Source organism: Nocardioides sp. DN36 (assembly GCF_055380375.1).
The window spans coordinates 3,196,480-3,211,094 of sequence record NZ_AP043823.1 but is presented as its reverse complement, the minus strand read 5'-3'; the positions used below and the strand labels follow the sequence as shown (position 1 = coordinate 3,211,094).

The following is a 14,615-nucleotide window of genomic DNA, read 5'->3' as shown; positions in this document are numbered from 1 at the left end:
CCCGGACACGTTGCCAGGAGGAGCACGCATGACCGACCGGCCGACCCGGTCCCGCGCCGCCACCGAGGAGAGGAGCGGCTCGCGCCGCGACCGCGAGCGCCCGCCCGTCCCCGAGCCGCTCCCGCACCCGGTGGTCGACAACCACTGCCACCTCGACATCGCCGACGCGGACCGGCCCGACGACTGGTTCACCACGGCGGAGGCCCTCGCGGCCGCCGCCTCGGTCGGCGTGCCCCGGATCGTGCAGATCGGCTGCGACCTGCAAGGCGCCCGCTGGGCGGTCGAGGCCGCGGCGACGTACGACGCCCTCGTGGCCGGTGTCGCCCTGCACCCCAACGAGGCGCCGCGACACGCCGCCGCCGGCGACCTCGAGGACGCGCTGGCCGAGATCGAGAGGCTGGCGCGGGCGCACGACAAGGTGCGTGCGGTGGGGGAGACCGGGCTCGACCACTTCCGCACGGGTGAGGAGGGTCGCGCCGCCCAGGTCGAGTCGTTCCGCCGCCACATCGACCTCGCCAAGCGGCTGGACAAGACCCTGGTCATCCACGACCGCGACGCCCACGAGGAGGTGCTCGCAGTCCTCGACGAGGAGGGCGCGCCCGAGCGCTGGGTGATGCACTGCTTCTCCGGCGACGCGGACGTGGCGCGCCGCTGCCTGGACCGGGGTGCGTTCCTGTCCTTCGCGGGGACGGTCACGTTCAAGAACGCCCAGCCCCTGCGCGATGCCCTCGCGCTGGCCCCCCAGGACCGGATCCTGGTGGAGACCGACGCGCCGTACCTCACCCCGACGCCGTACCGCGGCCGCCCCAACGCCTCCTACCTGGTGCCGCTCACGATGCGTGCGATGGCCGAGGTCCGGGGTGCCGACCTGGGGGAGCTGTGCGCGGCCGTGGACGCCAACACCGAGGCGGCGTTCGGAGGCTCCTGGTAGCACCCCGAGCCTCCGAAACCGTGGATTTTGCCGACGAGAGGCTCGTCACGTCGTCCCCAAATACGGGGTCCGCGGGTTTGCATCCCCCGGAAGCGTCGTTATCGTCTTGTGACTGATGGCCGGGATCGGGATCGATCTGACCAGTGCAGGTGGCCGCCGCAACGTAGCGGTGGCCCCGCCTAGAACCCCCGCAAGCGTGCAAGCACCCACCGGTGGCTGGCGCGCGCCGCGAAGCGCTGGCACCCGAGAACCGGGGAGTACGACGTTCGGAGAATCGTGCCCAGTAATGAGCACAGCAAGCTGTCCCGACTGACCTCTCGACTCAAGACCCGCACCGCCCTGGTCGCCACCGCGACCGTCGCGGTGCTCGCCGTGGCCGGCACCACCTTCGGCTACTCGGCGCTCAGCAAGGAGGTCACCCTCTCCCTCGACGGCCGTTCCGAGCAGGTCACTGCCATGGGCGGCACCGTCGGTGACGTCCTGGACTCCCAGGGCATCGAGGTGGGTGACCACGACATCGTCGCTCCCGGGCTCGACGAGCCGGTGTCCGACGGCACCCGCATCTCGGTCAAGTTCGGCCGTCCGCTCAAGCTCGAGGTGGACGGCGACTCCCAGACCTACTGGGTCACCGCGACCAAGGTCGCCGACGCCCTCGGTGAGATCGGCAAGCGCTTCACCGGCGCCGAGCTGTCCACCAGCCGTGGCGGCAACATCGACCGCGGGGGCCTCAAGCTCGAGGTCGTGACCCCGAAGACCCTCACGGTGAAGGTGGCGGACCGGAAGCCGGTCGAGCGCCAGCTCACCGCGCTGACCGTCGGGGACGCGCTCAAGGAGATGGGCGTCAAGGTCGGCAAGACCGACCGGACCGTCCCGGCCAAGGGCCACGAGGTCCAGGACGGCGACAAGATCGTCTTCACCGACATCCGCCGGGTCACCAAGCGCGTCAAGGGCGAGAGCATCGACTTCGACACCGTCCAGCGTGACGACTCCTCGATGATGCAGGGCGACTCGACCGTCGTGCGCGAGGGCTCCGAGGGCACGCGCAACGTGACCTACCAGCTGGTCTTCCGCAACGGCGACCTCGCCGTGCGCAAGGTGCTGTCGCAGCAGGTGACCCGCCAGCCGGTCGACGAGATCGTCAAGGTCGGCACCAAGGAGGAGCCGGCCCCGACGACCAACTACGTCTCCGGTGGCTCGGCGTGGGACCGGATCGCCCAGTGCGAGTCCGGTGGCAACTGGGCGGCCAACACCGGCAACGGCTACTACGGCGGCCTGCAGTTCAACCTGAGCACGTGGCAGGCCTACGGCGGCGTGAGCCGTCCGGACCTCACCAGCCGTGAGTACCAGATCAGCATCGCCGAGAAGGTGCGCGCTGCGTCCGGTGGGTACGGCGCCTGGCCGGTCTGTGGCGCCCAGGCCTGACCCCGGCGTCACCCGCTTTCGGTGGTCGAGCCTGTCGAGACCTAGGCTCGTCCCGTGACGAGCGCTGATTCCACCTCCGCCGGTCCGAGGCTTCTCGGGCCGGCGGAGGTGCGTTCGCTGGCGGCCGAGCTCGACCTGCGCCCGACCAAGCAGCGCGGCCAGAACTTCGTCATCGATCCCAACACCGTCCGGCGGATCGTGCGTGAGTCGGCGATCACCGCGGACGACGTCGTCGTCGAGATCGGGCCGGGTCTCGGGTCCCTGACCCTGGCCCTGCTCGAGGTCGCGGGCCGGGTGGTGGCGATCGAGGTGGACGAGGTCCTCGCCGCGCGCCTGCCCGCCACCATCGCGACGTACGCCCCCGAGCAGCGCGACCGGTTCGAGGTCGTCCTCGGCGACGCGATGCGCATCGGGTCGGTACCCGGACCGGCGCCGACCGCACTGGTCGCGAACCTGCCCTACAACGTCTCCGTGCCGGTGCTGCTGCACATGCTCACGCTGCTGCCCTCGCTCGAGAAGGGACTGGTGATGGTCCAGGCAGAGGTCGCCGACCGGCTCGCCGCCACCCCCGGCTCCAAGGTGTACGGCGTCCCCTCGGTCAAGGCGGCCTGGTTCGCCGACGTGCGCCGGGCCGGTGCGATCGGCCGCAACGTCTTCTGGCCGGCGCCCAACGTCGACTCCGGGCTGGTCGCCTGGACCCGGCGCGAGCCGCCGACCACCAGCGCGACCCGCGAACAGGTCTTCGCGGTCGTCGACGCGGCCTTCGCCCAGCGCCGCAAGGTGCTGCGCGGAGCCCTGCGCGGCCTGGCCGGCTCCGCGGAGGTGGCCGCCGCGGCGCTCGACCACGCCGGCGTGGACCAGCTCGCCCGCGGCGAGTCCCTGACCATCACCGACTTCGTGCGGATCGCCGAGGGCCTCGTCGCCCAGGGCTGGGCCGGCTCCGGCGTGCGGGGGGTCGACGCGTGATCCCGGACGCCCCGGGGCTCGTCGTGCGCGCGCCCGCCAAGATCAACCTGCACCTCGGCGTGGGAGCGGTGCGGCCCGACGGGCTGCACCCGCTGCTCACCGTCTACCAGGCGGTCGGCCTCTACGACGACCTGCGAGCCGTCCCCTGCCCGCAGTGGCAGCTGGGGCTCGCCGTCGAGGACCACGTCGACCACACGGGGGTGCCGCTGGACGGCGACAACATCGTCGACCGGGCGGCCGAGCTGTTGGCCGTCCACCACGGCCGGGACCGGAACGACCTCGGTGGCGACCTGCACATCACCAAGGCGATCCCGGTCGCCGGCGGGATGGCGGGCGGTTCCGCCGACGCCGCGGCGGCGCTGGTCGCCCTCGACCGGCTCTGGGGCCTCGACACCCGCGACGACGACCTGCTGGCGCTGGCCGCCCAGCTCGGCAGCGACGTACCTTTCGCCCTCGTCGGTGGCACCGCACTCGGCACCGGCCGCGGCGAGATCGTCACGCCGGTGGTCGACCACGGCACCTGGTGGTGGGTGCTCGCGCTCTCGTCCGAGGGCATGTCCACCCCGGCGGTCTACCGGCACTTCGACGAGCTGCACCCCGACGCGCCGGCCACCCCGCCGCCCGCCGACGACCTGCTCGCCGCACTGGACTCCGGCGACCCGCACCGGCTCGCCGCCACCCTCCACAACGACCTGCAGGTGCCCGCCTTCGACCTGCGTCCCGACCTGGCCCGGCGGATCGAGCGCGGCGAGTCGGAGGGCGCGCTGCGCGGGCTGGTGTCCGGCTCCGGGCCGACCTGCGTGTTCCTGTGCGAGTCCGGCGACCACGCCCGGGCCGTCGCGGCGGCCCTGCGCGCGCCGACCGCGGACGAGCAGGAGCCCGTCGTCCTCGTCGCCAACGGCCCGGTGGCGGGAGCCCACGTGGTGACCCATGGCTAACCTCCTCAACCTCGAGCGGGTCTCGAAGTCCTACGGCGTCCGCCCGCTGCTCACCGACGTCTCGCTGGGCATCGGCGCCGGCGAGCGGATCGGCATCGTCGGCCGCAACGGCGACGGCAAGACCACGCTCCTCGAGGTGATGACCGGCCTCGAGGAGCCCGACACCGGTCGGGTCTCGCGCACCCGCGGCCTGCTGGTCGGCTATCTCCACCAGGGCGACGAGCTGGTCGACACCCACACCGTCCGGGAGGCCGTGCTCGGCGGCCTGTCCGACCACGAGTGGGCCGCCGACGCGCGCAGCCGCGAGGTCGTCGAGGTGCTGCTCGCCGGGGTCTCGCTGGACCGGCCCGTGGTCGGGCTCTCCGGCGGGGAGCGGCGGCGCTGCTCGCTGGCCGCCCTGCTGCTCGGCGACCACGAGCTGATCGTGCTCGACGAGCCCACCAACCACCTCGACGTGGAAGCCGTGGCGTGGCTGGCCCAGCACCTGGTCCAGCGCCCGTCCGCGCTCGTGGTCGTCACCCACGACCGGTGGTTCCTCGACGCGGTCTGCCAGTGGACCTGGGAGGTCCACGACGGTGTCGTCGACGCCTACGAGGGCGGGTACGCCGCGTTCGTGCTCGCCAAGGCCGAGCGCCAGCGCCAGGCCTCGGCCTCCGAGACCCGTCGGCAGAACCTCGCCCGCAAGGAGCTCGCCTGGCTGCGTCGGGGCGCGCCCGCGCGGACGTCGAAGCCGAAGTTCCGCATCGAGGCGGCGAACGCGCTGATCGAGGACGTGCCGCCGCCGCGCGACCGCATGGAGCTGCAGAGGTTCGCCACCCAGCGGCTCGGCAAGGACGTGATCGACGTCGAGGACGTCGACCTGGTGCGCGGGGACCGCAAGCTCCTCTCGCACGCCACCTGGCGGCTCGGCCCGGGCGACCGGGTCGGGATCGTCGGCGTCAACGGCGCCGGCAAGACCTCGGTGCTCTCGCTCATCGCCGGGTCGCTCCCGCCGGCGGCCGGCAAGGTGAAGCAGGGCCGCACCGTGGCGCTGCAGCACCTGACCCAGCAGCTCGACGACCTGGACCCCGACGGCCGGGTGCTGCCGACGGTCGAGTCGATCCGCCGGGTCACGAAGACGGCCGACGGCGAGATCACCGCGAGCTCGATGCTGGAGCGGTTCGGCTTCACCGGCGACCGGCTGACCGCCCGCATCGGCGACCTCTCCGGCGGCGAGCGCCGCCGGTTCCAGCTGCTCCGGCTGCTGCTCACCGAGCCGAACGTGCTGCTCCTCGACGAGCCGACCAACGACCTCGACATCGAGACCCTCAACGTCCTCGAGGACTTCCTCGACGGCTGGCCCGGCACCCTCGTGGTCGTCTCGCACGACCGCTACTTCCTCGAGCGGGTCACCGACTCCGTCTGGGCGCTCCTCGGCGACGGCCAGATCTCGATGCTGCCCCGCGGGGTCGACGAGTACCTCGAGCGGCGTACCGCCGACCTCCACGTCGAGTCGGCGCAAGTGCAGGCTCAGAACTCGTCGAGTCGGCGCAAGCTCGTCGCGGAAACGGGTCGAGTCGGCGCAAGCTCGTCGGACGAGGAGCCCGACGTGTCGCCTCCCGCCCCGCCCTCGACCCCGAAGGCGAAGGCCGGCAGCGCCGAGGAGCGTGCGGCGCGCAAGAACATCGCGCGGATCGACAAGCGGCTCGAGCGGATCGCCGAGCAGGAGGCGGCGCTGAACGCCGAGGTCCTCGAGCATGCCCAGGACTACGCGAAGCTGGCGGACCTCAGCGCCCAGCTCGACGAGCTGGCGACCGAGAAGGAAGAGCTCGAGATGGAGTGGCTGGAGGCCGCCGAGCTGCTGGATTGATCGATCACCGTCCTCAGCATCTCACCGGGCTTCGACACGCTCCGTCGCGGCTTCGTGCCTCAGCCGCGGTCGCTGCTCAACCACCGTCGATCGCGTCCGCTGGCGCGTCCGCGATCAGGCGAAGGGGGCGAGCAGGGTCCGCAGCAGGGCCGCGAGCTGCTCCTGCTCGGCGTGGGGCAGGTCGGCGAGGAACGACTTCTCGGCCTCCAGCAGCGCCTCGAACGCCCCGTCCACCGCGGTCTTGCCCTCGGCGGTGAGTCGGACGATGACCCCGCGCCGGTCCTCGGGGTCGGGGTGGCGCTCCACGAAGCCGCGGGCCGCGAGCCGGTCCACCCGGTTGGTCATCGTGCCGCTGGTCACGAGGGTCTCGCGCAGCAGCCGGCCGGGGGAGAGCTCGTACGGCGCGCCCGCTCGACGCAGCGCGGCGAGCACGTCGAACTCCCAGGACTCGATGCCGTGGGTGGTGAACGCCTGGCGGCGGGCCAGGTCGAGGTGGCGCGCGAGCCGGGAGATCCGGCTGAAGACCGCGACGGGCGCCAGATCGAGGTCGGCGCGCTGGCGCGCCCATGCCTCCACCAGGTCGTCGACCTCGTCCCTCATGGGCCCATCGTAGCCGGTTCGGTCGAGAATCTTGACATCGAGACAGTTCTGGTCGACCATCAATGTGTCTTGACGTCAAGATACTTCGACGAGCTGGAGGCTGCCGTGACGCACCGCTGGGACCCGGACCGCTACCTGACGTACGCCGACGAGCGCGGCCGCCCGTTCGTCGAGCTGCTGGCGCGGATCGGCGCCGTCGACCCGCGCACCGTGGTGGACCTCGGCTGCGGGCCCGGCAACCTGACCGCGCTGCTGGCCGACCGGTGGTCGGGCGCGCAGGTCACGGGCCTGGACTCCAGCCCGGAGATGATCGCCAGGGCACGCGCCGCCGACGACCGGATCGCCTTCGAGGTCGCCGACCTGCGGGACTGGGCCTCGACCGCCGAGGGTCCGCCGGTCGACGTGCTGGTCTCGAACGCGACCCTCCAGTGGGTCCCCGGGCACCTCGACCTGCTCGAGGGCCTCGTCGCCCGGGTCCGGCCGGGCGGCTGGTTCGCCTTCCAGGTCCCCGGCAACTTCGACGAGCCCAGCCACACGATCCGCAGCGAGCTCGCGGCCGAGGCGGCGTACGCCCCGCACACCCGCGGCGTGGCCGTGCCGTCCAGCCACGACCCGGCGGTCTACCTCGACCGGCTGACCGCGCTGGGCTGCGTCGTCGACGTCTGGGAGACGACCTACCTCCACGTGCTGACCGGTGAGGACCCCGTGTTCACCTGGGTCTCCGGCACCGGCGCCCGCCCCACCCTGCAGGCACTGCCCGACGACCTGCGCCCCGCCTTCGAGGCGGAGCTCAAGAGCCGCCTGCGGGCGGCCTACCCTGAGCACGCGTACGGCGTGGTGCTGCCCTTCCGGCGCATCTTCGCCGTCGCCCGGACCCCGCTGGAGGGACGATGAAGCTGCACCACGTCCAGGTGGGCTGCCCGCCCGGCGGCGAGGACGCCGCCCGGCGCTTCTACGCCGACGGGCTCGGGATGACCGAGGTCGAGAAGCCCGCCGACCTGAGGGCTCGCGGCGGCGCCTGGTTCTGGGCGTACGACGCCGACGGCATCGTCGCCGCCGAGATCCACGTCGGCGTCGAGGAGCCGTTCGCGCCGGCCCGCAAGGCGCACCCCGCGTTCGTGCTCGACTCGGTCGCCGACCTCGAGGCCGCGGCCGCGCGGCTCGTCGCGGCCGGGAGCGAGGTCGACTGGAGCCAGCGCACGACCTTCGCCGGCCACCAGCGGTTCCACACCTTCGACGGGCACGGCAACCGGGTCGAGGTGCTGGCCCCGGCCTGAGCCGGGCTCACCGCCACAGGTCCACCACGGGCCCGGCCGTCGAGAGGCCCTGGGTGCGTCCGGCGCGCGCCGAGGCGATGCGCGCGGCCGGGTCGAGGATGTTGTGCCCGACGACCTTGCCGCGGGGGAGCATGACAGGAGAAGTTACCGAGCGGTAATCTCATCTCCATGAGCCAGGTCCTGACCCTGTGGAAGAAGACCAGCGCGCTGCCCCAGGGGTCGCGGATCTTCTCGGTCCTCTTCGCCCAGAAGGCGCCGTACTTCGCCACCATCCGGCCGCGCTTCACCGAGATCCGGCCCAACCGCGCCGAGCTGGTGATCCCCAAGCGGCGCCGCGTCCACAACCACCTCGGCACCGTGCACGCGATCGCGCTGTGCAACGGCCTCGAGGCCGCGATGGGGGCGCTCGCCGAGGCGACCATCCCGGCCGACAAGCGGTGGATCCCCAAGGGGATGGAGGTCAGCTACACCGCCAAGGCGACCAGCGACATCACCTGCATCGCCGAGACCGACCCCGAGCAGTGGACCTCGGACGACCCTGACCTCCCGGTCCGCGTGCGCGGGGTCCGGGAGGACGGGACCGTCGTGGTCGAGGGCGTCATCAGGCTCTGGGTGACGCCGCGGAGGTGACGCCGTCGCGCAGCCAGTGCCAGGCGAGCGCGCCGATCCACACCTCGTAGGCGAGCGAGCTCAGCGCCAGCGGCGCGAAGAACACGTCGCTGACGGTGGTCGCGGTGCCCACCGCGCTCACCACGGCGATCGCGATGCCGGTGCGCTGCAGCCACGGGGAGTCCCCGACCAGGCGGAGCGCGAGGACGACCGCCAGGACGAGGAAGATCCGCGGCAGTGCCGAGAACGTGAGGGAGTACGGCGCGATCGCGTCCCAGCCGGCCAGCAGTCGCGGGTCGGTGCCCTTCTCCGCCGCGTCGAGCGCGACGTCGTGGAGCACCGCCGCGTAGGGCCACACGAAGGCCAGCAGCGTCCCGGCAGCGACCGCCACGGTCGCCAGGGTGCCGGTCGCGTCCGCCCGCCGCAGCCGCGCGTGCACGGCGCCGAGGAAGCCGAGCAGCAGGACGCCGGCGACCATGAACGCGTAGTTGCCGACCCGGTAGGCGTCCGCGGCGTCGAGGACGTGGTGACCCCAGACCACGGGGTCCTCGCCGGGCCCGCCGCCCCTGGGCAGGACGAAGACCGTCATGCCCACCATGACGGTGAGCTGGCAGACCGTGAAGGCGAGTCCGAACCAGGTGCTGATCCGGGTGACGTCGAGGCCCGGCGCACGGGTGCTCGATCGTGGGGTGTCGGTGTCGATGTCGGTGTCGATGAGAGTCATGCCGGGACCGTACGAACGGCGTCGGTCCCCGCACATCGACCGCCGGGCTGGTCCGCGGATCAGCCCGTGGGCTGAGGCCGAGCCGGCCCGGTGCGCCCTACGCTGCCCGGGTGACCCCCCGCGTGACCCCTGCCGCCGGGCGCCTCGGCGCCAACCGCACGGACGCGCTGGTCGCAGCGGTCCTCGTGGCGCTCGGGCTGGTCCAGGTCACGCTGTGGCCGATCGCGGACTCCGTGGTGGGCCAGCTCTACGTGGTCGGTACGACGGCGCCGCTGGCGTGGCGGCGTACCCACCCGGTGCCCGCAGCCGTCGTCTCCACGCTGCCGTGGCTCGTGCCCACCGAGGGGTTCCCGCTGCTCGGCTTCGTGGCGGTGGTGCTCCAGTTCTTCGCGCTCGGCAGCTGGGGCCGGCCGGGTCGGGCCGTCGTCGCGGCGACGCTGTGGGCGGCGTTCGCGACCGCCGTCGGGACGCTGCTCGGTCCGGAGGCCCCGGTCGCCGCGATCGGCGCGGTGATCGCGGTGGCGGGACCGGTGCTGGCGGGCCGGCTGGTCGCGCACCTGCGGGCGCAGAACGCCGAGCTGTCCCGGCTGGCCGAGCGGCTGCGCGAGGAGCGGCAGCGCGCGGAGCAGGCGGCCGTCGAGGCCGAGCGCGCCCGGATCGCGCAGGAGCTGCACGACGTCGTGGGCCACGAGGTCACCCTGATCGCCGTGCAGGCCGAGGCCGCGGCCGCCGCCCTCCGGCTCGCGCCCGAGCGGGCCGCGGAGCCGGTCGAGGCCATCCGGGCGACCGCGCACCGCACGCTCGCGGAGATCCGCGGCGTCCTCGACGTGATGTCCCCGGACGTCGACGTGCGCGGCGCCTCCGACGACCTGACGGAGGTGGCCCGTCGCGCCGAGCAGGCCGGCATCGCCAACACCCTCGTGGTCACCGGTGCTCCCGCCGCGCACCAGGAGCAGGCCCGGCTCGCGGTCAACCGGGTGGTCCGGGAGTGCCTCACGAACGCGGGCCGGCACGCACCCGGCGAGCCGGTCACGATCGAGGTCGACTGGGAGGACCACCAGGTGCTGGTGCACGCCACCAACAGCACCACCACCTCGGCGGCGCCGGTGCCGGGACGCGGGCTGACCGGGATGCGCCACCGGGCCGAGCTGCTCGGTGGCGCCTTCGACGCCGGTCCGTGCGACGGCCGCTTCGAGGTCCGGGTCACGCTTCCCCTCGTCGCGGAGGCCGGGCGGTGACCCGGGTGCTGCTGGTCGACGACCAGGACCTGGTCCGGCAGGGGCTCCGGCTCATCCTCGAGCTCGCGGGGCTCGAGGTGGTCGCGGAGGCGCGCGACGGCGTCGAGGCGGTCTCGGCGGTCGCGGAGCACGCGCCCGACGTCGTGCTGATGGACCTGCGGATGCCGGGGATGGACGGCATCGAGGCGACCCGGCGGATCACCGAGTCGGGCCACCGCACCCGCGTCCTGGCGCTGACCACGTTCGACGTCGACGAGCACGTGGTCGAGGCACTGCGCGCCGGCGCGGTGGGGTTCCTGCTCAAGGACGCCACGGCCGACGCCCTCGTGGAGGCCGTGCACCGCGCCGCCGCGGGCGAGCCGGTCGTGGCCCCGGCCGTCCTGTCCCGGATGATGGCGAGCTTCGCGTCCCGGCCGCCGGCGTCCGTCTCGCTGCCGCCCGGGTTCGGCGAGCTCAGCGAGCGCGAGCGCGAGGTGCTGGCGATGATCGGCGCCGGCCGGTCGAACGCCGAGATCGCGGCGGACCTGGTCATCAGCATGGCGACGGTGAAGACGCACGTGCGGCACATCTTCGCCAAGCTCGACCTGCGCGACCGCGCCCAGGCGGTGGTGGTCGCCCGCGACGCGGGTCTCAGCTGAGGAGCACCGGGTTGGTCATCGCGACCATCGCCGAGCCCCGGCGCACCTCGGCCCGCACGAACGACGTACCGCCGGGCACCGAGGCCTCGACGAGCACCTCGCCGCCGGTGGCCGGGGCGGTCGCGTGGACCGTGGTGGCCGGGCCGAGCAGCGTGGCGACGCAGCCGTCGTCGAGGCCGGTGACGTGGAGGCGTACGGCGACCGCGTCGCCCTCGTTGCTCGGCACGTGGTCGCCGCACCCACCGGTCACCTCGCCGAGCGTCGCGCTCAGCTCGAGGTCGATGTCGGAGGACTCGGCGATCCACGCGTGGCCGCCCCGGTAGCCGGCGAGCAGGGCCCCGACGGACAGCGAGTCGGCGCGGACCACCGTCTGGGCGAGCCCGATCCGCTGGCCGTGGTTGTGGGAGTCGGAGTTGCCGACCGCCGGCTTGAAGACGCCGTCGGTGAGCAGGCCGTGCCACAGCGACAGCGCCCTCTCGTTGGCGTAGGCGTTGAGCCCGCTCCACGGCCCGTTCCACACCTCGACGGCGTCCATCGGCGCGAAGTCGTCCCCGAACTGCCAGCCGATCCCGGACCCGAGCTGCTTGGGATGCGCCGCGATCGCGATGCCGCCGGCGTCCCGGACCTGCTGGGTGAAGCCGGGGAGCTGGCCGTCCTCGGGACGGTAGCGCCAGTCGACCCACGTCCCGGCCGGCAGCCCGGCGGCGATCCAGTGCCCGGCCCGCGTGGTGACCTCCTCCCCGCAGATCACTAGGAAGTCGTCGTCGACGACCTTGCCCCAGCGGGCGTGGGCCGAGCTGGTGTTGTGCTCGGAGCTGCCGATGAAGTCCAGCCCGGCCGCCCTGGCGTCGGCCAGCGCCTCGGCCGGGGTCTGGGAGCCGTCGGAGTGGACGGTGTGGACGTGCAGGTCCCCGCGGTACCAGCCGGCTCCGCGACCCGGGACGCTGGTCGGCGGCGGGTGCGGGACGAACCGCGGTCGGCGTCGGCCGAAGTGCAGCGTCACCTCCACCTTCCAGGGGGTGCCACCGAAGTCGATCTGGTACGGCCCCAGCGCGATCGCCCAACGCCCGGGGGTGATCGGCCCGGCGAGGTAGCCGGGCGTCGCGCGGTGGCGGCTGATCCGGAACGAGCGACGAGCCCCGCCCGACCAGCCCCGGAACCCAGCGGCATCGCCCAGCCCGTGGCCGGAGGGGTCGAAGATGCCGATGTCGACGACGTTGAAGGTCGTCGGCCCGGCCGGCATCGGCGTGTAGTCGTAGTGCACCTCGATGGCGCGCACACCCTCGGGGACCCGGAACGGCACGTAGTGCCAGTCCGGACCGTCCGGGTCGGTGAACCTCCCCTTGAAGACCAGGGTCCTGCTGCGCTCCCCGGCGTACGCCGGCGCGACCGTCGTGAGTGCGGCCGTGGTCGCGACCCCGGTGCCGGCGAGCAGCAGGGAGCGCCGGTCGAGGTGGCCGGTCACGCGCCACCCCGGCGTCCGCTGCGGCGCCGAGCCAGGACCGACCGGTTGCTCTGCGAGGACAGCACCGAGCGGTTGCTCTGGTGGGAGAGCACGGAGACGTTGCTCTGGTAGGAGCCCAGCGACAGCGTCGACATCCACGAGCCGATGCTCGCGAACGACGCGAACGAGCCGACGCTCCCGAAGGACGCCACGGAGCCGATGCTGCCGATCGACAGGACCGACCCCTCCGAGCAGATGGACAGGACGGAGTTGCGCGATCGCCAGGAGAGCACGGCCGCACCCTAGTCCGCGGCCGTCCGGGCCATCGGTGCTTTCGGGAGGACCCGTCCACAGCAGGCGAGCGAGGGCGCGCGGGATTCCCGCCCGCCCCGCTGCCCGCCGTACCCTTGTGCGGTCATGGTTGAGGCAGCAGCGCGCACATATGAGGTCCGCACCTACGGGTGCCAGATGAACGTCCACGACTCCGAGCGGCTGACCGGGCTGCTCGAGGACGCGGGGTACGCCGCGGCGCCGGTTGGTGAGCAGGCGGACGTGGTCGTCTTCAACACCTGCGCGGTGCGCGAGAACGCCGACAACAAGCTCTACGGCAACCTCGGCCACCTCGCGCCGGTGAAGGCCGCGCACCCGGGCATGCAGATCGCCGTGGGCGGCTGCCTGGCGCAGAAGGACCGCTCGACCATCACCCAGAAGGCGCCGTGGGTCGACGTCGTGTTCGGCACCCACAACATCGGCTCGCTGCCGGTGCTGCTCGAGCGGGCGCGGGTGCAGCAGGAGGCCCAGGTCGAGATCCTGGAGTCCCTCGACATCTTCCCCTCAACGCTGCCGACCAAGCGCGAGTCGGCGTACGCCGCGTGGGTGTCGATCTCGGTCGGCTGCAACAACACCTGCACGTTCTGCATCGTCCCGTCGCTGCGCGGCAAGGAGAAGGACCGCCGGCCGGGCGACATCCTCGCCGAGGTCCGCGCGCTGGTCGCCGAGGGCGTCTCCGAGGTGACCCTGCTGGGCCAGAACGTCAACGCGTACGGCGTGGAGTTCGGCGACCGGCAGGCGTTCTCGAAGCTGCTGCGCGCCTGCGGCGAGATCGAGGGGCTGGAGCGGGTCCGCTTCACCAGCCCGCACCCGGCCGAGTTCACCGACGACGTCATCGAGGCGATGGCCGAGACGCCCAACGTGATGCCCTCGCTGCACATGCCGCTGCAGTCCGGCTCCGACAAGGTGCTGCGCGACATGCGCCGGTCCTACCGGTCGACGAAGTTCCTCGGGATCATCGAGCGGGTTCGCGCCGCGATCCCGCACGCGGCGATCACGACCGACATCATCGTGGGCTTCCCCGGTGAGACCGAGGAGGACTTCCTCGAGACGCTGCGGGTGGTCCGGGAGTCGCGGTTCTCCAGCGCCTTCACGTTCCAGTACTCCAAGCGCCCCGGCACCCCCGCCGCGGTGCTCGACGACCAGGTCCCGCCCGACGTGGTCAAGGACCGCTACGAGCGCCTCGTCGCGCTGGTCAACGAGATCGCGTGGGACGAGAACAAGGCGCTCGTCGGCCGGACCGTCGAGCTGATGGTCGCCGAGGGGGAGGGGCGCAAGGACGCCGCCACCCACCGGCTCTCCGGCCGCGCCCCCGACAACCGGCTCGTGCACTTCTCCGCGGACTTCTCCGAGGTGGACGCCGACGGCGTGCGACCGGGCGACATGGTGACGGTGACGCTGACGTACGCCGCCCCGCACCACCTCGTCGCAGACGGCCCGGTGCACGCCGTGCGTCGTACCCGCTCGGGGGACGCGTGGGAGGCCCGCCAGGCCTCCCCGGCCCCGTCCGGCGTCTCGCTCGGCATGCCCTCGCTCGGGGTGCCGGCGCCGCTGCCGGACGCGCCCGCCTGCGGCTGAGACCGCGGCCGACTGCGGTTGATCCGACGCATCTGGTGAACCGGATCGACCGCGAAGGTCATCCACAGGTC

General features: G+C 73.0%; 16 protein-coding genes. 11 read left to right on the top strand and 5 right to left on the bottom strand.

Going from position 1 to position 14,615, the window contains the following annotated elements; genetic code table 11:
• Positions 1 to 28 precede the first annotated feature (28 nt).
• The 5 genes from ACZ43H_RS16270 to ACZ43H_RS16250 all read left to right on the top strand — a co-directional run bounded on the left by ACZ43H_RS16270 (position 29) and on the right by ACZ43H_RS16250 (position 6,106).
• A complete protein-coding gene (locus ACZ43H_RS16270; RefSeq protein WP_464584580.1) occupies positions 29 to 931 on the top strand; it encodes a TatD family hydrolase in 903 nt (300 codons plus the stop codon).
• Positions 932 to 1,207: 276 nt separating this feature from the next.
• Positions 1,208 to 2,353, top strand: a complete 1,146-nt coding sequence (locus tag ACZ43H_RS16265) for a transglycosylase family protein (protein ID WP_464584578.1) — start codon at positions 1,208 to 1,210, stop codon at positions 2,351 to 2,353.
• 54 nt (positions 2,354 to 2,407) lie between these two features.
• Entirely contained in the window at positions 2,408 to 3,319 is a 912-nt protein-coding gene (gene rsmA / locus ACZ43H_RS16260; protein WP_464584576.1) for a 16S rRNA (adenine(1518)-N(6)/adenine(1519)-N(6))-dimethyltransferase RsmA, read from the top strand.
• The gene (locus tag ACZ43H_RS16255; RefSeq protein ID WP_464584574.1) at positions 3,316 to 4,257 is read left to right on the top strand and encodes a 4-(cytidine 5'-diphospho)-2-C-methyl-D-erythritol kinase; all 942 of its coding nucleotides are present in this window, start codon (positions 3,316 to 3,318) and stop codon (positions 4,255 to 4,257) included. The genes rsmA and ACZ43H_RS16255 overlap by 4 nt, the downstream gene beginning before the upstream one ends.
• Positions 4,250 to 6,106: an ABC-F family ATP-binding cassette domain-containing protein gene (locus tag ACZ43H_RS16250; protein WP_464584572.1), complete on the top strand. Its 1,857-nt coding sequence runs from the start codon at positions 4,250 to 4,252 to the stop codon at positions 6,104 to 6,106. The genes ACZ43H_RS16255 and ACZ43H_RS16250 overlap by 8 nt, the downstream gene beginning before the upstream one ends.
• 114 nt (positions 6,107 to 6,220) lie before the next feature.
• Here the strand turns inward: ACZ43H_RS16250 and ACZ43H_RS16245 are convergent, their stop codons facing one another.
• Positions 6,221 to 6,706, bottom strand: a complete 486-nt coding sequence (locus tag ACZ43H_RS16245; protein ID WP_379176752.1) for a MarR family winged helix-turn-helix transcriptional regulator — start codon at positions 6,704 to 6,706, stop codon at positions 6,221 to 6,223.
• 69 nt (positions 6,707 to 6,775) lie between these two features.
• Between ACZ43H_RS16245 and ACZ43H_RS16240 the strand changes: the two genes are divergently transcribed.
• Positions 6,776 to 7,600, top strand: coding sequence for a trans-aconitate 2-methyltransferase (locus tag ACZ43H_RS16240; RefSeq protein ID WP_464584570.1), 825 nt, complete (start codon positions 6,776 to 6,778; stop codon positions 7,598 to 7,600).
• Positions 7,597 to 7,983 (top strand): VOC family protein, encoded by a 387-nt coding sequence (locus tag ACZ43H_RS16235; protein ID WP_464584568.1) that lies wholly within the window; start codon positions 7,597 to 7,599, stop codon positions 7,981 to 7,983. Before ACZ43H_RS16240 ends, ACZ43H_RS16235 begins: the two co-directional genes overlap by 4 nt.
• Positions 7,984 to 7,990: 7 nt before the next feature.
• Here the strand turns inward: ACZ43H_RS16235 and ACZ43H_RS16230 are convergent, their stop codons facing one another.
• Positions 7,991 to 8,116 (bottom strand): hypothetical protein, encoded by a 126-nt coding sequence (locus tag ACZ43H_RS16230; protein ID WP_464584566.1) that lies wholly within the window; start codon positions 8,114 to 8,116, stop codon positions 7,991 to 7,993.
• Between the two features lie 35 nt (positions 8,117 to 8,151).
• Between ACZ43H_RS16230 and ACZ43H_RS16225 the strand changes: the two genes are divergently transcribed.
• On the top strand, positions 8,152 to 8,613 hold the full coding sequence (locus ACZ43H_RS16225) for a hotdog fold domain-containing protein (protein WP_464584564.1): 462 nt from the start codon (positions 8,152 to 8,154) through the stop codon (positions 8,611 to 8,613).
• Here the strand turns inward: ACZ43H_RS16225 and ACZ43H_RS16220 are convergent.
• On the bottom strand, positions 8,585 to 9,316 hold the full coding sequence (locus ACZ43H_RS16220; protein WP_464584562.1) for a hypothetical protein: 732 nt from the start codon (positions 9,314 to 9,316) through the stop codon (positions 8,585 to 8,587). The two genes, ACZ43H_RS16225 and ACZ43H_RS16220, sit on opposite strands and share 29 nt — an antisense overlap.
• A 110-nt stretch (positions 9,317 to 9,426) precedes the next feature.
• Between ACZ43H_RS16220 and ACZ43H_RS16215 the strand changes: the two genes are divergently transcribed.
• Both ACZ43H_RS16215 and ACZ43H_RS16210 read left to right on the top strand, forming a co-directional pair.
• Positions 9,427 to 10,554: a sensor histidine kinase gene (locus tag ACZ43H_RS16215; protein WP_464584560.1), complete on the top strand. Its 1,128-nt coding sequence runs from the start codon at positions 9,427 to 9,429 to the stop codon at positions 10,552 to 10,554.
• The gene (locus ACZ43H_RS16210; protein WP_464584558.1) at positions 10,551 to 11,192 is read left to right on the top strand and encodes a response regulator; all 642 of its coding nucleotides are present in this window, start codon (positions 10,551 to 10,553) and stop codon (positions 11,190 to 11,192) included. The genes ACZ43H_RS16215 and ACZ43H_RS16210 overlap by 4 nt, the downstream gene beginning before the upstream one ends.
• Here ACZ43H_RS16210 and ACZ43H_RS16205 read toward each other — a convergent pair.
• Entirely contained in the window at positions 11,185 to 12,657 is a 1,473-nt protein-coding gene (locus tag ACZ43H_RS16205) for a CehA/McbA family metallohydrolase (protein ID WP_464584556.1), read from the bottom strand. The two genes, ACZ43H_RS16210 and ACZ43H_RS16205, sit on opposite strands and share 8 nt — an antisense overlap.
• The gene (locus ACZ43H_RS16200) at positions 12,654 to 12,929 is read right to left on the bottom strand and encodes a hypothetical protein (protein ID WP_464584554.1); all 276 of its coding nucleotides are present in this window, start codon (positions 12,927 to 12,929) and stop codon (positions 12,654 to 12,656) included. Before ACZ43H_RS16200 ends, ACZ43H_RS16205 begins: the two co-directional genes overlap by 4 nt.
• A gap of 124 nt (positions 12,930 to 13,053) precedes the next feature.
• On the opposite strand from ACZ43H_RS16200, the gene miaB reads away from it, so the two are divergent.
• On the top strand, positions 13,054 to 14,544 hold the full coding sequence (gene miaB, locus ACZ43H_RS16195; protein WP_464584552.1) for a tRNA (N6-isopentenyl adenosine(37)-C2)-methylthiotransferase MiaB: 1,491 nt from the start codon (positions 13,054 to 13,056) through the stop codon (positions 14,542 to 14,544).
• Positions 14,545 to 14,615: the final 71 nt, after the last annotated feature.

What these genes read in the sequence shown, in the direction of transcription:
- ACZ43H_RS16270 (WP_464584580.1), top strand. Translation starts at nt 29, where the DNA reads ATGACCGACCGGCCGACCCGGTCCCGCGCCGCCACCGAGGAGAGGAGC.
- ACZ43H_RS16245 (WP_379176752.1), bottom strand. Translation starts at nt 6,706, where the DNA reads ATGAGGGACGAGGTCGACGACCTGGTGGAGGCATGGGCGCGCCAGCGC.
- ACZ43H_RS16230 (WP_464584566.1), bottom strand. Translation starts at nt 8,116, where the DNA reads ATGCTCCCCCGCGGCAAGGTCGTCGGGCACAACATCCTCGACCCGGCC.
- ACZ43H_RS16250 (WP_464584572.1), top strand. Translation starts at nt 4,250, where the DNA reads ATGGCTAACCTCCTCAACCTCGAGCGGGTCTCGAAGTCCTACGGCGTC.
- ACZ43H_RS16225 (WP_464584564.1), top strand. Translation starts at nt 8,152, where the DNA reads ATGAGCCAGGTCCTGACCCTGTGGAAGAAGACCAGCGCGCTGCCCCAG.
- miaB (WP_464584552.1), top strand. Translation starts at nt 13,054, where the DNA reads ATGGTTGAGGCAGCAGCGCGCACATATGAGGTCCGCACCTACGGGTGC.
- ACZ43H_RS16235 (WP_464584568.1), top strand. Translation starts at nt 7,597, where the DNA reads ATGAAGCTGCACCACGTCCAGGTGGGCTGCCCGCCCGGCGGCGAGGAC.
- ACZ43H_RS16220 (WP_464584562.1), bottom strand. Translation starts at nt 9,316, where the DNA reads ATGACTCTCATCGACACCGACATCGACACCGACACCCCACGATCGAGC.